Below are 16,080 nucleotides of genomic sequence, written 5' to 3' on the forward strand. Positions count from 1 at the left end.
ACAACATGAGTTTACAACCATTTCACTTAGCAATTCCTGTTCAGAACTTAGAAAAAAGTAGAACTTTTTATAGAGATATTTTACAATGCGAAGAAGGTAGAAGTTCGGATTATTGGGTAGATTTTAATTTCTTCGGACATCAATTAGTTATCCATCAAAAGGAAGATTATCAACCAACAAATTCAATTACAAATCCTGTTGATGGCCACGATGTTCCTGTTCCGCATTTTGGAGTTGTTTTAAAATGGAATGATTGGATAGCTCTTTCAGAACGATTAAAAGCAAATAATACAACATTCATTATAGCTCCAACCATTCGCTTTAAAGGATTGGTTGGCGAACAAGCAACAATGTTTTTTAATGATCCTGAAAACAATGCTTTAGAATTTAAAGCTTTTAAAGACATGTCGCAACTATTTGCCAAATAATCAACAAGATGTTTAATGACAATTACCAACCAATTTCGTCAACCTGAACTTGTTTCAGGTTCACATAATAAATGATTCATATCGATTAAAATAGCATTCTGATATATTAAAGTAAATTTAGAATGATGCTAAAAAAAAGGATTTTCAAAAGATAATGACCATATCAGAAACTCATAAAGTTCCCTCACTAGAAAAATCGATTCGATTACAAGAATACGGAGTTGGTATTTTTAAAACAATTCCGACTAAATCTGGTTTAAAAAAAGCAATTAAAAAAGAATTGATTTTAGTAGATGGTAAAATTGCCACTACTGCCCTATTTATAAATGGTAATGAGCTTATAGAATTATATAAAAGAGAAAACGATACTACGTTTAAACAATTTGAGTTTGACTTAGAAGTTCTTTTTGAAGACGATTATTTAGCTATTATTTACAAACCTTCGGGGATTTTAGTAAGCGGAAATTCGTTTGCTACGATAGACAACGCTTTGCTGCAAAACATAACAAAAAGCACCCTTTTTGATGCTGTACGACCAAGACCCGTGCATCGATTAGATTATCCAACAAGTGGATTATTACTAATCGGAAAAACAAGTTCAAGTATTATTGCTTTGAATCAGTTATTTGAAAATAAGGAAATTCAAAAAACGTATCATGCCATAAGCATTGGTAAAATGGACGAAAAAGGAGAAATTAACTTCCCTGTTGATACCAAAAAAGCGTTTACTTCTTTTAAAGTTTTAAAAACCGTTATTTCTGAGCGTTTTAATATTTTAAACTTAGTTGAATTAACACCAAAAACAGGAAGAAAACATCAATTAAGAAAACATTTATTGGCTATTAAAAATCCGATATTAGGTGATAAAGAACATTTTATAGATGGTTTAATTTTAAACGGAAAAGGATTGTATTTACACGCATCTACTTTAAAATTTGAGCATCCGTTTACCAAAGAAATTATTAACGTAACAAAAGAGCTTCCGAAGAAATTCAAAAAAATATTTCCCTCATAAGTATCCTTTAAAAAATATATCTTTGCCATTATGCGAATAGATATTATTACCCTAGCACCAGATTTACTAAAAAGCCCGTTTGAACATTCTATGATGAAACGTGCCATTGATAAAGGTTTAGCTGAAATCCATTTTCACAATTTACGTGATTACGGAATCGGCTCTTACAAAAAACTAGACGACACACAATTTGGTGGTGGCGCTGGAATGGTTTTAATGATTGAACCTATTGATAATTGTATTTCTAAATTACAATCAGAAAGAACGTATGATGAGATTATTTATATGACTCCTGATGCAAAAACGCTAAATCAATCTATCGCAAACACACTTTCGTTAAAAGAAAATATTATTATTTTAACGGGTCATTATAAAGGAGTCGATCAGCGTGTTAGAGACCGATTTATTACAAAAGAAATTTCTATTGGCGATTATGTTTTAACAGGTGGCGAATTAGCGGCAGCAATTTTATGTGATGCTGTTGTTCGTTTAATTCCGGGTGTTTTAGGTGATGAGCAATCTGCTTTAACAGATTCTTTTCAAGACGGCTTATTATCTCCGCCAGTTTATACAAGACCTGCAGAATATGACGGAATGAAAGTTCCGGAAGTATTATTATCTGGTAATTTTCCAAAAATTGATGCATGGAGAAATGAAAAAGCATATCAACATACAAAGAATATAAGACCCGATTTATTAGATGACTAATCAAAAATCACATCACGATTTAATTATTGTTATTCCTTGCTATAATGAGGAAAACCGATTGCCTGTAAATCAGTTTAAACAGTTTTTAGATACAACTACTGATGTGCTGTTGTTTTTTGTAAACGATGGCTCTTCGGATAAAACGGATGACGTTATAGAGAAATTAGCGACTATTTATCCTAAAAATGTAAAATTACTTTCTTTAGATAAAAACGTAGGAAAAGCAGGAGCTGTTAAAGCTGGTTTTAATTTTTGTGAAGTCAATAATTCTTTTTTAAAAATTGCTTATTTAGATGCTGATTTAGCAACCACTTTAGAGGAATGCCATAGTATAAGTAAAGAAATAAACACAACAGTTCAATTTGCTTTCGGATCTAGAATTGCAAAAATAGATACTAATATTCAACGCAAACAACATCGTTTTTTTATTGGTAGATTTATAGCCACTTTAATCTCTAAACAATTAGATTTAAAGGTTTATGATACGCAATGCGGATGTAAAATTTTCAACAAAGAAATCGCTTCAAAAGTTTTTAAAGAAGATTTCATCTCTAAATGGCTATTTGATGTAGAAATTTTTCATCGTTTAATTTTCATTTTCAAAAAAGAAAACATGAAAGATATCGCTCGAGAAATCCCTTTAAAATCTTGGATTGATGCGGATGATAGTCGTGTAAAAATGACTTATTTCTTTAAACTTTGGTTTGATTTACTGTCTATAAAAAAACGATACAAATCTTAAATACAAATGCGTAAACTAATCAATAAGAAAAACTTTTTTTCAATAGCTGTTCTTCTCTTAATATTATGGAGAGCGTTTTTAAATGCAGTTGTTCCTTTGATGGACAAAACAGAAGCTCGTTATGCAGAGATTGCCAGAATAATGGCAGAAACAAACGACTACATAACACCGCAAATAGATTACGGAGTTCCGTTTTGGGCAAAACCACCACTTTCTACTTGGTTATCGGCTTTAAGTTTTGATGTTTTCGGAGTTTCTGAGTTTACAGCAAGATTGCCATACTTATTATTAAGTATTTTAATGATATTCTTGATAGGTAAATATGCTAAAAGAGAAAAACTTCCGTTTTTTTTACCAGGATTTATTGCGCTTACTATTCCTGAATTTTTAATTCATGCCGGCGTAGTTTCTACCGATACTTCTTTAGCTTTTTGCGTAGCCTTAGTAATGCTTTCTTTTTGGGAAGCCATGCACCATCCTGAAAAACCTATTTGGAAATATTTAATTTTTGTTGGTTTCGGATTAGGATTATTAGCAAAAGGACCTATTATTTTTATTTTAACCTTGCCTCCTATTTTTATGTGGACGCTAATTTCAAAATCATTTAAAAAGGTATTTAAAACATTTCCTTATCTCTTGGGAATACTAGTAATGGCACTAATTGCAATTCCTTGGTATTATTTAGCAGAACAAAAAACGCCTGGATTTATCGACTATTTTATCGTTGGTGAACACTTTAGTCGATTTTTTGATAGTAGTTGGTCTGGTGATAAATACGGATTTCCAAAACAACAACCTTTAGGAATGATTTGGATTTTTCTTTTATTATTTGCCCTACCTTGGATTCAAGTAATCATTGGGAAATTATGGAAAAACAGAACAACGTTCTTTTCTAACAAATGGATATTATTTTTAAGTGCTTGGTTAATATGGACACCTTTATTCTTTACTGTCTCTAAAAGTTTAATTCACCCATATATATTACCTGTATTAATTCCGATTGCTCTTTTAGCTGTTCATTTTTGGAAAAACATCAAACAAAAAACTACAATAATAACCATTAGTTTAATCGTACCAATTGCTACTATTTTGGTTTATAGTTTTAGCTTGATGAATAACAATATGGAAACCTATGCTAATTCTGATAAATATTTCATTCAGGATTCTTGTAAAAAAGACATTCAGATTTATCATTACAAAACAAAAAGTTACTCTAGTCAGTTTTATTCTAAAGGAAAAGTAAAATCTATAAAATCAGAAGAACTTGAGCATATTTTAAAAAGCGAAATTCCGTTTTATTTAATAATATCAAAAAAGAATTCTAAAAAAACAACCATAGATAGCAACCTAAATTACAGCCTAATAGACAGTAATAAAAAGAAAAACATCTATCTTTTCAGTCCAAAAAATAATTAATCATAAAATGGTTTTATAAAGTGATAAATATTATGGAACAAAAGTTCGTATTTTATAATATTTTCATTAATTTCGCAGCCATAAATTAACCTCTGACGAAAATATCGTGAATGTTGTTTTATAAAATCATATAAATATCATTACAATGGATTTAGTAAAGTTTGTTCAAGACGAATTTGTAACAAGAAACGAATTACCAGAATTTTCAGCTGGAGACACAATTACAGTGTTTTACGAAATTAGAGAAGGTGAAAAAGTACGTACGCAGTTCTTTAGAGGTGTTGTTATACAAAAAAGAGGTGTTGGTGCTTCTGAAACTTTTACAATCAGAAAAATGTCTGGTACAGTAGGAGTTGAACGTATCTTCCCTGTAAACTTACCTGCTATTCAGAAAATTGAAGTAAACAAAAAAGGTATTGTACGTAGAGCACGTATCTTTTACTTTAGAGGTCTTACTGGTAAAAAAGCAAGAATTAAAGAAAGAAGAGGTTAAGATTTACTTCTTAATTCGATTTATAAAAAAGCATTGTGATTTTCACAATGCTTTTTTTATTCACATTTGTCAACAACTACAGTTCATATAGTGTTGATATCTAAATCGTTAAATATTATAAAACTAATATATAAAAATATATCTTTACGAAGAGTTTATAATACTAGTACAATCTCAATATATTGTGATAATTAGTAAAAAGTAAATTCACTTAAAGAAATGTTCTTTATATATTGTTTTTAAACATTTTAAATTGATGCTTTAATCAAAATTAAAAAGTGATTGAAATTATTTTATAATTTAAAATTACTTACTATAGATTGATTATTGATACAACAACAGTTATTCGTTTAAAAACAACGAAACATTCTTTTTAAGAACAACATGTCTTAAAAAATGTTTCAATTTTAAAATAGGAAAGTAGTTTTTCATAAAGAAAAACGTAAAACACTGTTTTATTTGAAAATGCAGCAATACAAATCAATGCAACTACTATTTTAAAGAAAGCCATGTTATTACAAGCAATTGTATAATATGGCTTTTATTTTAATAATAAAAACCCAATAAATCTTCTTTTTTTTGTCAAATTCACAATAAAACACCCTAATTAATAATGTTTTAGCAGCAAAAAACTCATCGGTAATTCTTAAATTTGCAGTACTTCAAAATTAAAATTATTAATGATTACGGTGTGTGTTTTAAGTAATACTACCATAAAAAAACTAATATATGAGCAAAACTGCTAAAATCATGTACACAAAAACGGATGAAGCTCCAGCGTTAGCTACACGTTCGTTTTTACCTATTGTAAAAGCTTTTACAAAATCATCTAATATAGCAATAGAAACAAAAGATATTTCTCTTGCAGGACGTATTCTTGCAAACTTCTCAGATTTCTTAACCAAAGAGCAACAAGTAGAAGATGCCTTGGCTTTCTTAGGTGACTTAGCAAAGAAACCAGAAGCTAATATTATTAAATTACCAAATATTTCTGCTTCGGTACCTCAATTAAAAGCTGCTATAAAAGAATTACAAGCTTTAGGATATGCATTACCAAATTTTCCTGAAGAAGCTAATTCTGATGAAGAAAAAGCAATTTTAGCACGTTATAATAAAATTAAAGGATCTGCTGTAAATCCTGTTTTACGTGAAGGAAACTCTGATCGTAGAGCACCAAAAGCAGTAAAAAATTACGCAAAAAAGAATCCACATTCAATGGGTGCTTGGGCTTCTAATTCAGAAACACATGTATCAACAATGACTGGCGGAGATTTTGCACATACCGAAAAATCAGTTACTGTAAACAATGCCACAGATGTTAAAATTGTACATACAGACGCTAACGGGACAAAAACTACTTTAAAAGAAAAAGTTTCTTTACTAAATGGTGAAGTAATCGACGGATCTGTAATGAATAAAAAAGCTTTATTAGCCTTTTTAGCAGAACAAATTGCTGATGCGAAAGACAAAGGATTGTTATTTTCATTACATATGAAGGCAACAATGATGAAGGTTTCTGACCCTATCATTTTCGGACATGCAGTTCGTGTTTTCTTTAAAGATTTATTCGCTAAACACAACGCTACTTTCGAAGAAATAGGAGTTGATGTTAATAACGGATTCGGAAACTTATTAAGTAACTTAGATGAATTATCAGCTGACAAAAAAGACGCTATTTTAGCAGATATTGAAGCGATTTACGCAAACAGCCCTGATGTTGCCATGGTAAATTCTGATAAAGGAATTACCAACTTACACGTTCCTTCGGATGTAATTATTGATGCTTCTATGCCCGCAATGATTCGTACCTCAGGACAAATGTGGAATAAAGCAGGAAAACAACAAGATACAAAAGCTGTAATTCCTGATAGTTCTTACGCTTCATTATACCAAGCTACGATAGATTTCTGTAAAGAAAATGGTGCTTTCGATCCTACCACAATGGGAACGGTTCCTAATGTTGGTTTAATGGCTCAAAAAGCTGAAGAATACGGATCACATGATAAAACTTTCGAAATCACATCAAACGGAACAGTGGATGTAATTGACGCAAACGGAACAACCTTAATTTCTCACGAAGTAGCACAAGGTGATATCTGGAGAATGTGTCAAACAAAAGACGCTCCAATTCAAGATTGGGTTAAATTAGCTGTTACCAGAGCTAGAGCTACTAAAGCTCCTGCTGTTTTCTGGTTAGACGAAAATAGAGCTCACGATGCTGAAATCATTAAAAAAGTAGAAAAATACTTAGCAGATCACGATACGAACGGTTTAGATATTTTTGTGATGTCTATTCCTGAAGCAACTACTTTTACTTTAGAAAGAGTTAAACAAGGTGAAGAAACCATTTCTGTAACAGGAAATGTATTACGTGATTATTTAACTGATTTATTTCCTATTTTAGAATTAGGTACTTCAGCAAAAATGTTATCAATCGTTCCTTTAATGAATGGTGGTGGTTTATTTGAAACTGGTGCTGGTGGTTCTGCTCCAAAACACGTTGAGCAATTAGTTAACGAAAATCATTTACGTTGGGATTCTTTAGGTGAATTTTTAGCTTTAGCTGTTTCTTTAGAGCATTTAGGTGAAACAAATAGTAATAGCAAAGCAAAAATATTAGCTGAAACTTTAGATGATGCTACTGATAAATTATTAGACAATAAAAAAGGCTCTTCTAGAAGAACTGGTGAGTTAGATAATAGAGGTTCTCATTTTTATTTAGCAATGTATTGGGCACAGGCGTTAGCTTCTCAAACTAAAGATGCTGATTTAAAAGCGCAGTTTACTCCTATTGCAAATAAAATGGCAGCAAACGAAACTGCTATTGTTTCTGAATTAAATTCAGTACAAGGAAAAGAAGCTTTAATTGGTGGTTATTATGAACCAACTGATAATTTAGCTGATGCAATTATGAAACCAAGTACTACTTTGAATACTATTTTACAAAGTATTTAATTTTTAAAGTAATATATTATAAAAGCAGGTGATAAATCACCTGCTTTTTTTTGTGATACAAAATATAAAATTCATTAAATTTGATTTATGAGCTTTACTAAAACTACAGAACAATCTTCAAAATACAATCATTTAGACAAAATGAGTATTTCTGAATTATTATCAAACATAAATACCGAAGACAAAGCAGTTCCTTTAGCTGTTGAAAAGGCATTGCCTCAGATAGAAGAGTTAACGAAACAAATCGTTATCAAATTAAAAGAAGGTGGTCGATTATTTTATATTGGCGCTGGTACAAGTGGTCGTTTAGGTATTTTAGATGCTAGCGAGTGCCCTCCTACTTTTGGAGTTCCGCATGAGTTAGTTGTCGGACTTATTGCTGGTGGAGATATTGCCATAAGAAAAGCTGTTGAAAATGCTGAAGACTCAATAAGTCAGGGCTGGATAGATTTACAAGAACATAAAATAACAAACAAAGATGTAGTTATTGGTATTGCAGCCTCAGGTACCACTCCGTATGTGATTGCTGCTTTAAAAAACTGTAATAAAAACAATATTATTACAGGATGTATTACCTGTAATGAAGGTAGTCCGTTAGCTTTAACAGCTCTATTTCCGATTGAAGTAGTCGTTGGTCCAGAATTTGTAACCGGAAGCTCACGTATGAAAGCTGGTACTGCTCAAAAACTGGTATTAAATATGATTTCTACTGCTTCAATGATTCAGTTAGGAAAAATAAAGGGAAATAAAATGGTTGACATGCAACTATCAAACAAAAAATTAGTGGATAGAGGAGAAAAAATGTTAGTTTCAGAATTAAATATCGACCAAGAAACCGCCAGCCAATTATTAAAAAAATACGGAAACGTTCGCGAAGTAATTAAAAACTATACCAATGCATAAAACAAAAACATTTGATACCGTTGTAAAAAAGTTTGTATTCTTATTAGGACTTTTAATCATATCTCCAATTGTATTAAGTATAGGTTTTAAAGCGTTAAGGATTTATAAAGAAAATCCTGAAAATTATATTGCGTATGTTTTATTAACTTTAGGTACTTTCTTAATTTTATTTACTGTATACTTCGGGTTTAAAACAGTAAAAGCATTTTTAGACTATTTATTTCAAAAATAATTTGAGAAAAAATAACACCATAAAAAAAATTACAAATTGGGAACATTGGCCAGCAGCCATGTTTTACATTCCTAATTTACCTTATGCTTTTTACTTATCTTATAAGGCAAGGCATTTAGCGTTTTATACTGCTACAAACCCTTCAATTCAAAATTCTGGCATTGGTACTGAATCTAAATTTGAAACAATGCTTTTGGTTCCCGAAAAATACAGGGCAAAATCAATACTAGTAAAACCTACTACAAGTTTCAGTGATGTATTAATTAAGGTTAAGCAACAACAAATTCAATTCCCTTTAATCGCAAAACCAGATATTGGTTTTAGAGGATTATTGGTAAAAAAAATAAATTCAGAAAACGAACTAAAAGTATATCTAGAAAAGTATCAAATAAACATTATTGTTCAAGAATTTCTTGACTTTGAAAATGAATGCGGGGTACTTTATCATCGAAATCCTGAAAATAATACTGGTAATATTACTTCCTTAACTTTAAAACGTTTTTTAGCAGTTACCGGAAACGGAAAATCAACTTTAAAAACACTAATTTTAAACGACGAAAGAGCTAAATTATACCTCGATTTATTTACAGAGATTCATCAAGATAAATTAAATACAATTCCAAAAAAAGATGAAGTTGTAAAATTGACCGCTATCGGAAATCACTCTAAAGGAACACAGTTTATAAACGGAAATCATTTAATAAATAAAACATTAATTAACACTTTTGATAAACTAAGCAAAACCATTCCTGGTTGGTATTATGGTAGAGTTGATGTAAAATACAACTCATTTGAAGCTTTAGAAAATGGTATCGACTTTAAAATTCTTGAAATAAATGGTATTTTGGCAGAGCCTACCCATATATATGATGCCGAAAATTACACTTACTTTAAAGCCCTTAAGTGCATCAGAAATCATTGGAAGAGCATTTACGAAATAGCAACCATCAATAATAAAAAATTTAATACCCCATATAAGAATTCTAAGCTTTTTACTGCTGAAATATTAGCTTTAAAAACCTATGTTTCAAACATTAAAAAACTAAGTTAAGAAGTAATTAACAATAAAAAACAAGTTCTAAAATTATAATTATTTTTTATTAAAATTTTTACTTTATAAAAAAAAGACTTAATATTGCAACACTAATCCCCTAGTTAGTATGAAGATAAAATTATTGTTTTTACTTCTTGTTTTTATAAACATCTCTCTTTACTCGCAAGTAAAGATAGGAGATAACCCTTCCGCGATTCATCCAAACTCAATTTTAGAACTAGAAAGTACAGACAAGGCTTTAGTTATTAGTCGCATGTCAGCAGCTCAAATGAATGCTATTGTACCTTTACCTGGTGCGTTGGTATTTAATACTGATGCAAATTGTGTTTTTATGTATAATGGCACTACTTGGAGAAGTTTATGCAACACAGGCGCAGGAATTGCTGTTACAACAGATTCGACTGCACCAGTAAATAATAATTTAGGCGATTTCTGGATTAACGATACTCAAAATAACACCACAAGTATTTGGGATGGTACCAATTGGATTTCTATAGACAACAACCCAAGAAGAGGTAACGGAGTTCCTAATACAACAACTGCACCTAACGCAACACCTGGTGATGTATATGTTGACAGTACTACCGGAATAATTTATGCTTATGATGGTACTGGCTGGGTAAGTTCTAACACTACTCCATTGGCTAATAACGGACTTTTGGTAGACGCAAGTAACACTATTCAACTTGGTGGGTTGTTAATTAAACCCACAATCATACAAACCGACATTATAAATACGCTTGCAATTACAGGTTTGCAAAACGGAGACACTACTCAAGATGCTATTGTAACTGTAAATAATACTACTGGCCAATTACGAAAAGTAAGTGCCTCTAACCTTTTAACAGAAGAAGTAATTAATTTAATCGCAACAGATAATCAATTAATTTTTAATAGTGGCTTTACATTACAAACTACTGATAAAATAAACGTATTCAGAAACGGTGTACGCATCGACTTTACAGTAGTAAGCCCTACAATCATAGAAATAGAACCCGATGCTATTTGCTATGCAGGTGATCAAATAAAAATAATACAACTATATTAATAACAAAAACCCCTATTATAAATTTTAAAATAACTAATTATGAAAACAATTACAAACAAATTTAAATTCGCACTAGTTGCCGTTGGTATGTTAGCCGTTGGAACTGTTAGTGCACAGACAACACCTGATCCAGCTGTTAACATCGCTAAATCAGCTAACGCAACTCCTGGAACAAATAACACATCTGTTAGAGTTATAGATAATAAAGGTACTATTAAATACTTACAATCTAATAACGGAATCACTTCTTTTACTAACACCACAGCAAATGTAACTACTACAACCTTTCAATTAGGTGGAGCTCTAACTGAAGACACATTTATTGATGCTAATGGAAATATATTTGCTTTAAATGGAATTGCAACAGCTACAAATGCAGCTGCTACTTCTATTACATCAGAGGGCGATGGAGTTGCAGGTGCTGCTGAAACTGGTTTTGCTCTTTTAGTAAGAGAAGAAGCAACAGGTGAAACTAAAAAATTACTTTTAAGTGATTTGATAGAAAGTGGACATGAAGTATTTAATGGTAATATTGGTACTAACCCAATACTTATTGCAACAGCAATAGATATAAATAGTTCTCCAGCAGGTTTAAATTTTAGAAACGTAAGCATATATCGTAACGGTGCTAAATTACAAGCTAATCTTGATTATACAATAGCTGATAATGGAGGTGGAACCCTATCTCAATTAACATTAGTTGATAGAAGTGCTATTGCTAATGACCCTAATGATTGGACTTTATATGATAATGATATTATTGAGGTTCACTGGGAAAAATAATAACTCAATAAATATTCTTAATGTCTAAAAAACATTAAGCATACAATCCAATAATTACTATTAACTTCTGCATTGGTGCTATTTTTTATAGTTACCAATGCACAAGAAGTTAAATAAATCATTTAAAACTGATTACAATCATTAATAACATTAAATTAAATACTTATTTTATAGTATCAATTACACTTATAGCTTAATCTACTAGCATTATTTTAAAGTTATAAATAAAAAATCACCTACTAAATTAAAGACAGAAGAACTACTTCTTTATTTACAAATTTAGTATGAATCATTATAATTAAAAGTTGTCCTAATCAATAACTGCAATACTTATATCGTAAAAATGGCACCATATAATAAGCATATATTAACACTGTTTTTAACCTTGATTTTTATCTCTGTGAAAATCAATGCACAAGAAGTTAGAGTTATTGATAACAAAGGTACTATACAAACAGTTAATAACACACGTGTTTTTACTGGTGCAATTAACAAACCTTCAAATGCTGATGCTATTATTGGTGACATTTATTTTGACCAATACCCTAACCCTAACTCTGTTGAAATTTGGGATGGCGCATTATGGAAAGTAATAAAAAATAATACAACACATACAGGTACTTCTGGTTCTGTCTTTTTTGCAGATATTTTTGGTAACCCAACTGAAAATAATAGTCAACTTTTTTGGGATGATGGAAATAATAGATTAGGTATTGGTACTCCATCACCAGATAATAAACTTCATGTTACAGGTGCTATTAAGTCTGAAGGTATATTAAATTCTGATGGTACTGTAGGTGAACCGTCGTATCGCTTTAGTGATGATACTGATACAGGTATTTATAGCCCTTTACAAGATGAAATAGGCCTTACTGTTGGTGGTATTGAAGCAATTCATATTGATGAAACATCTAATAATACAACTGTTGCCATAAATGAAACACTTGAGTTAAACGGCAAATTACTAGACATTACTAATTCAGAAGGTACTTCTGGTCAAATATTGTCATCTACAAATACTGGTACAAATTGGATTGACAACACAAAAAACAGTGTAACAACAAACAATGCAGCCCCTTTATTCCCTATAGAAAACGATGTTTGGTTTGACACTTTAAATAGTGAAATTAAAATTTACGATACTATAGACGGATGGAAATTAATTACATCTACTAGTGCATCTGGTAATATATATACCACTAATGGCACACTTACAACTGATAGAACTGTTACGGGAGCAGGTTTAGGTGTTGCTTTAACCTTTAGTAATATTAATGGCTTTACATTAAACTCTATTAATTCTAATATTTATAATGCTGCAGGTTCAAATGTATTTAGTGCTGGCAGTTCAACAACAATAACTAGTGCTGCATCAAATGTATTTACGAGTGCTGCAGCAACACAGTTACGATCGACTAGTGGAATTGTTGAAATCTTTGGGGCAACTGGAATTGATTTAGTAAGTAACACTAACGTAACTGGAAACATATCTGTAACCGGAACTTACGCTGATAGTTCTGGTGATACTGGTACTGATGGTCAAATACTCTCTTCTATTGGAGCTGGAGCTGGTACAAATTGGATTGACCCACCCACCATTAAAGCAATGGGTAAAATTGCAGCTAATGGAAATGAAATAAAAATTACTACTGATTATACTGTAACAAAAGCTGGTCTAGGAAATGGAAGATATCAAATTAACATACCTGCTGCAATGCAAACGAATGCTAATTACATTATACAACTAACCGCTTTTGCTAATGGTAATGGTAACGATGACTATATAGTTATTAGTTATTATGATCAAACAACAGCTAATTTTAAAGTAGAAATAAAAAATTATAATGGAGGTAGACGTAATAAACCATTCATGTTTACCATTTTAGACTTTTAAAACCCATATCATGAAAAAATACAATTTTTTATTTTTTTCTTGGTGTCATTATTAATCTTTATTCCCAAACAGCGTTTTATAACGAAGGCAATATCCAACTACATACTGATGCCAAAATAGGTTTTCATACTGATGTAATAAACGATGGGTTGTTAGATAACTATACCGGTTTTGCTGGCTTTTATGCCGATACTGAAACTCGTATTATTTCTGGTGCAAACCGCATTACTTTTTTTGATGTTGAAATTGATGCTGTAAATAATTTAGAACTACAAAACTCTTTAGGAATAAGAAACGATTTAGATTTTATAAACGGATCTGTAATTACTCCTAGAAATGATGTAAATATTTCACTCGACTTTATAGATTATAATATCTATGCTGGTGAAGATGATTTAAGACATGTTAATGGCTATGCTGCTGTACAAGGAAACGGAAGTGACAACTTTACTTTTCCTATTGGAGATGGTGATCTATTTCGACCAATGAAAATTGATAATCAAAGCAATTACAATCTTTATAAAGGTGCTTATTTTTATGAAGACCCAAATGCCCCAAGTACTTTTCCTACAAACTTCTTAACCAGTCAGAAACAAGTATTACTCGAAAATATTAGCACTGTTGAATACTGGGATTTAAACGGTACCAAAGAAACAAGAACCACTTTAACATGGGATGATAGAAGTGATATTATGGCAATTACTGATAACATTGCATTATTAACCGTTGTTGGTTGGAACATAGCTGAAAACAGATGGAATAACTTAAATGTTTTAAATGTTACAGGTGATTTAAATAGCGGAGAAATTACATCCGCAGTATTTATACCAAATAACTACGAAGTAATTACCATAGGTACAATTTATGATGATGAAATTACTCCAGACGACAGTAATAACATCTTAATATCGCCAAATGGAGATAGCAATAACGAGTTTTTAGTTTTTGATGAAGTTAATGAATACACTAACAATAAATTAGTTATTTATAACAGGTGGGGGAATATCGTCTATCAAACAGAAAATTATAAGAACGATTGGAATGGTACTTCTGAAGGAAGAGCGACTTATAAAAAAGAAACCAAACTTCCTGCTGCTACTTATTTTTATTACCTAGAACTTGGTAATGATCCTAACGCCCTTACCGAACTTAAAAAAGGATGGGTTTATATTCATAGATAATAGTATTTTTTTTAAGCAGTCGTTAAAAATTTACAAAATAAACGTATTGTCACCTCGAGCATTATTTTCAACAGAAATATTTTTTGTTAAAAATAGAAACGTATTTTTCAAGAGATCAGGGCATAATAACTAATTAAAATATCGACTGCGCTCGACCAGGCAATCAGGTGCTACTTTTTTATACGAAATTAACACTCCAAAAGAACTAGACTAAAACAGATTTACACCTCTAACCCTGTAGATATCATAAAATAAACCCTTTAATCAACAATCTAAAATTTACTTATCTACACAATAAACACAAAACGTAGAACTATTAAAATCAATACATTAACTAACTACAAGTATAATTACAAACTCTAAATTATTTTTTTGGCACGCTATTTGAAAATTACTAATCAAACGCGGAAGCCGAAAAGCATATAGAGTAAGCATAACCCTAAATTTATCAATTATGAAAAAAGGGATACTTTTATTAGCAGCAATAATGTCATTAACATTTGTAAATGCTGAAAACACAAATAAGTCAACTAGTAAAATTGGGGTTACCAATCGTTACAACGATGCTGTTACCTTTATTGAAAGAGATGTACAATTCCATGTATTTTTAAATGGGGATTTCGATTTTAATACACACTATAAAAACACCAGATATGTTGATTATAATGGAAGACGTTTTAAAACCAACAAAGGAGTTCGTATAGAAAGAGATCGCAGAGGTCGAGTAAGACGAGTTGGAAACACTTTTATCAACTACGATACTAGAGGAAATGTAAAACGAATTGGTAGTATATATATAGATTATAGATATGGAAAACTATCAAAAGTAGGAAATTTAAATATTACTTATGATCGTTGGAACAACCCTCGTTTTTATGGACATGTAAGATATAACGATCATTATGAAGATGATGTATACTATAACAATGGAGGTATAGATATTGATATTAACATTGGAAGCATATTTAATTATGATGATGCTTATTTTTACAAAAGAGACTTTAGAAAGAATTACAGAAAGTACAGAGAAGATAAAAAATTCTTTTATTACAGAGCTGTTCCTAATGCAAAAACAGGAAAAAGAGGTAAGCTTTTAAAAAGACGTAAAAATAAAAATTACTCAAAAAAATACCATAAAAAAAGAACAACTTCTGAGCAAAAAGGAAGATCTAAAAGAAATAGATAGCATAAAAAATCCTCATCAAAATTGATGAGGATTTTTTTATAA

15 protein-coding genes are annotated in these 16,080 nt (G+C 30.8%); all 15 read left to right on the forward strand.

Features of this window, described 5'->3' with window-relative positions:
- The first annotated feature begins 5 nt into the window (after nt 1-5).
- A complete protein-coding gene (locus tag PG912_RS08515) occupies nt 6-428 on the forward strand; it encodes a VOC family protein (protein ID WP_275687194.1) in 423 nt (140 codons plus the stop codon).
- A gap of 154 nt (nt 429-582) precedes the next feature.
- On the forward strand, nt 583-1,443 hold the full coding sequence (locus tag PG912_RS08520; RefSeq protein ID WP_275687195.1) for an RluA family pseudouridine synthase: 861 nt from the start codon (nt 583-585) through the stop codon (nt 1,441-1,443).
- Nucleotides 1,444-1,473: 30 nt separating this feature from the next.
- Nucleotides 1,474-2,151, forward strand: a complete 678-nt coding sequence (gene trmD / locus PG912_RS08525; RefSeq protein WP_275687196.1) for a tRNA (guanosine(37)-N1)-methyltransferase TrmD — start codon at nt 1,474-1,476, stop codon at nt 2,149-2,151.
- A complete protein-coding gene (locus tag PG912_RS08530) occupies nt 2,144-2,893 on the forward strand; it encodes a glycosyltransferase (protein ID WP_275687197.1) in 750 nt (249 codons plus the stop codon). The genes trmD and PG912_RS08530 overlap by 8 nt, the downstream gene beginning before the upstream one ends.
- A gap of 6 nt (nt 2,894-2,899) precedes the next feature.
- On the forward strand, nt 2,900-4,309 hold the full coding sequence (locus PG912_RS08535; protein ID WP_275687198.1) for an ArnT family glycosyltransferase: 1,410 nt from the start codon (nt 2,900-2,902) through the stop codon (nt 4,307-4,309).
- Nucleotides 4,310-4,454: 145 nt separating this feature from the next.
- Complete coding sequence (rplS, locus tag PG912_RS08540; RefSeq protein WP_275687199.1) at nt 4,455-4,802, forward strand: 50S ribosomal protein L19; 348 nt, start codon at nt 4,455-4,457, stop codon at nt 4,800-4,802.
- 729 nt (nt 4,803-5,531) lie between these two features.
- Nucleotides 5,532-7,757: an NADP-dependent isocitrate dehydrogenase gene (locus PG912_RS08545; protein WP_275687200.1), complete on the forward strand. Its 2,226-nt coding sequence runs from the start codon at nt 5,532-5,534 to the stop codon at nt 7,755-7,757.
- A gap of 87 nt (nt 7,758-7,844) precedes the next feature.
- Complete coding sequence (gene murQ / locus PG912_RS08550; protein ID WP_275687201.1) at nt 7,845-8,660, forward strand: N-acetylmuramic acid 6-phosphate etherase; 816 nt, start codon at nt 7,845-7,847, stop codon at nt 8,658-8,660.
- Complete coding sequence (locus tag PG912_RS08555) at nt 8,653-8,892, forward strand: DUF6095 family protein (RefSeq protein ID WP_275687202.1); 240 nt, start codon at nt 8,653-8,655, stop codon at nt 8,890-8,892. The genes murQ and PG912_RS08555 overlap by 8 nt, the downstream gene beginning before the upstream one ends.
- A gap of 1 nt (nt 8,893) precedes the next feature.
- Nucleotides 8,894-9,943, forward strand: coding sequence for an ATP-grasp domain-containing protein (locus PG912_RS08560; protein WP_275687203.1), 1,050 nt, complete (start codon nt 8,894-8,896; stop codon nt 9,941-9,943).
- A 109-nt stretch (nt 9,944-10,052) separates the two neighbouring features.
- Complete coding sequence (locus PG912_RS08565) at nt 10,053-10,994, forward strand: hypothetical protein (RefSeq protein WP_275687204.1); 942 nt, start codon at nt 10,053-10,055, stop codon at nt 10,992-10,994.
- A gap of 39 nt (nt 10,995-11,033) precedes the next feature.
- Nucleotides 11,034-11,777, forward strand: a complete 744-nt coding sequence (locus PG912_RS08570; protein ID WP_275687205.1) for a hypothetical protein — start codon at nt 11,034-11,036, stop codon at nt 11,775-11,777.
- A 343-nt stretch (nt 11,778-12,120) separates the two neighbouring features.
- Entirely contained in the window at nt 12,121-13,671 is a 1,551-nt protein-coding gene (locus PG912_RS08575) for a hypothetical protein (protein ID WP_275687206.1), read from the forward strand.
- A gap of 149 nt (nt 13,672-13,820) precedes the next feature.
- Complete coding sequence (locus PG912_RS08580; protein ID WP_275687207.1) at nt 13,821-14,852, forward strand: gliding motility-associated C-terminal domain-containing protein; 1,032 nt, start codon at nt 13,821-13,823, stop codon at nt 14,850-14,852.
- A gap of 454 nt (nt 14,853-15,306) precedes the next feature.
- Nucleotides 15,307-16,038, forward strand: coding sequence for a hypothetical protein (locus tag PG912_RS08585; RefSeq protein WP_275687208.1), 732 nt, complete (start codon nt 15,307-15,309; stop codon nt 16,036-16,038).
- The last annotated feature ends 42 nt before the right edge of the window (nt 16,039-16,080 follow it).

This window comes from Tenacibaculum retecalamus, from assembly GCF_027941755.1.
GTDB classification, from domain to species: domain Bacteria; phylum Bacteroidota; class Bacteroidia; order Flavobacteriales; family Flavobacteriaceae; genus Polaribacter; species Polaribacter haliotis_B.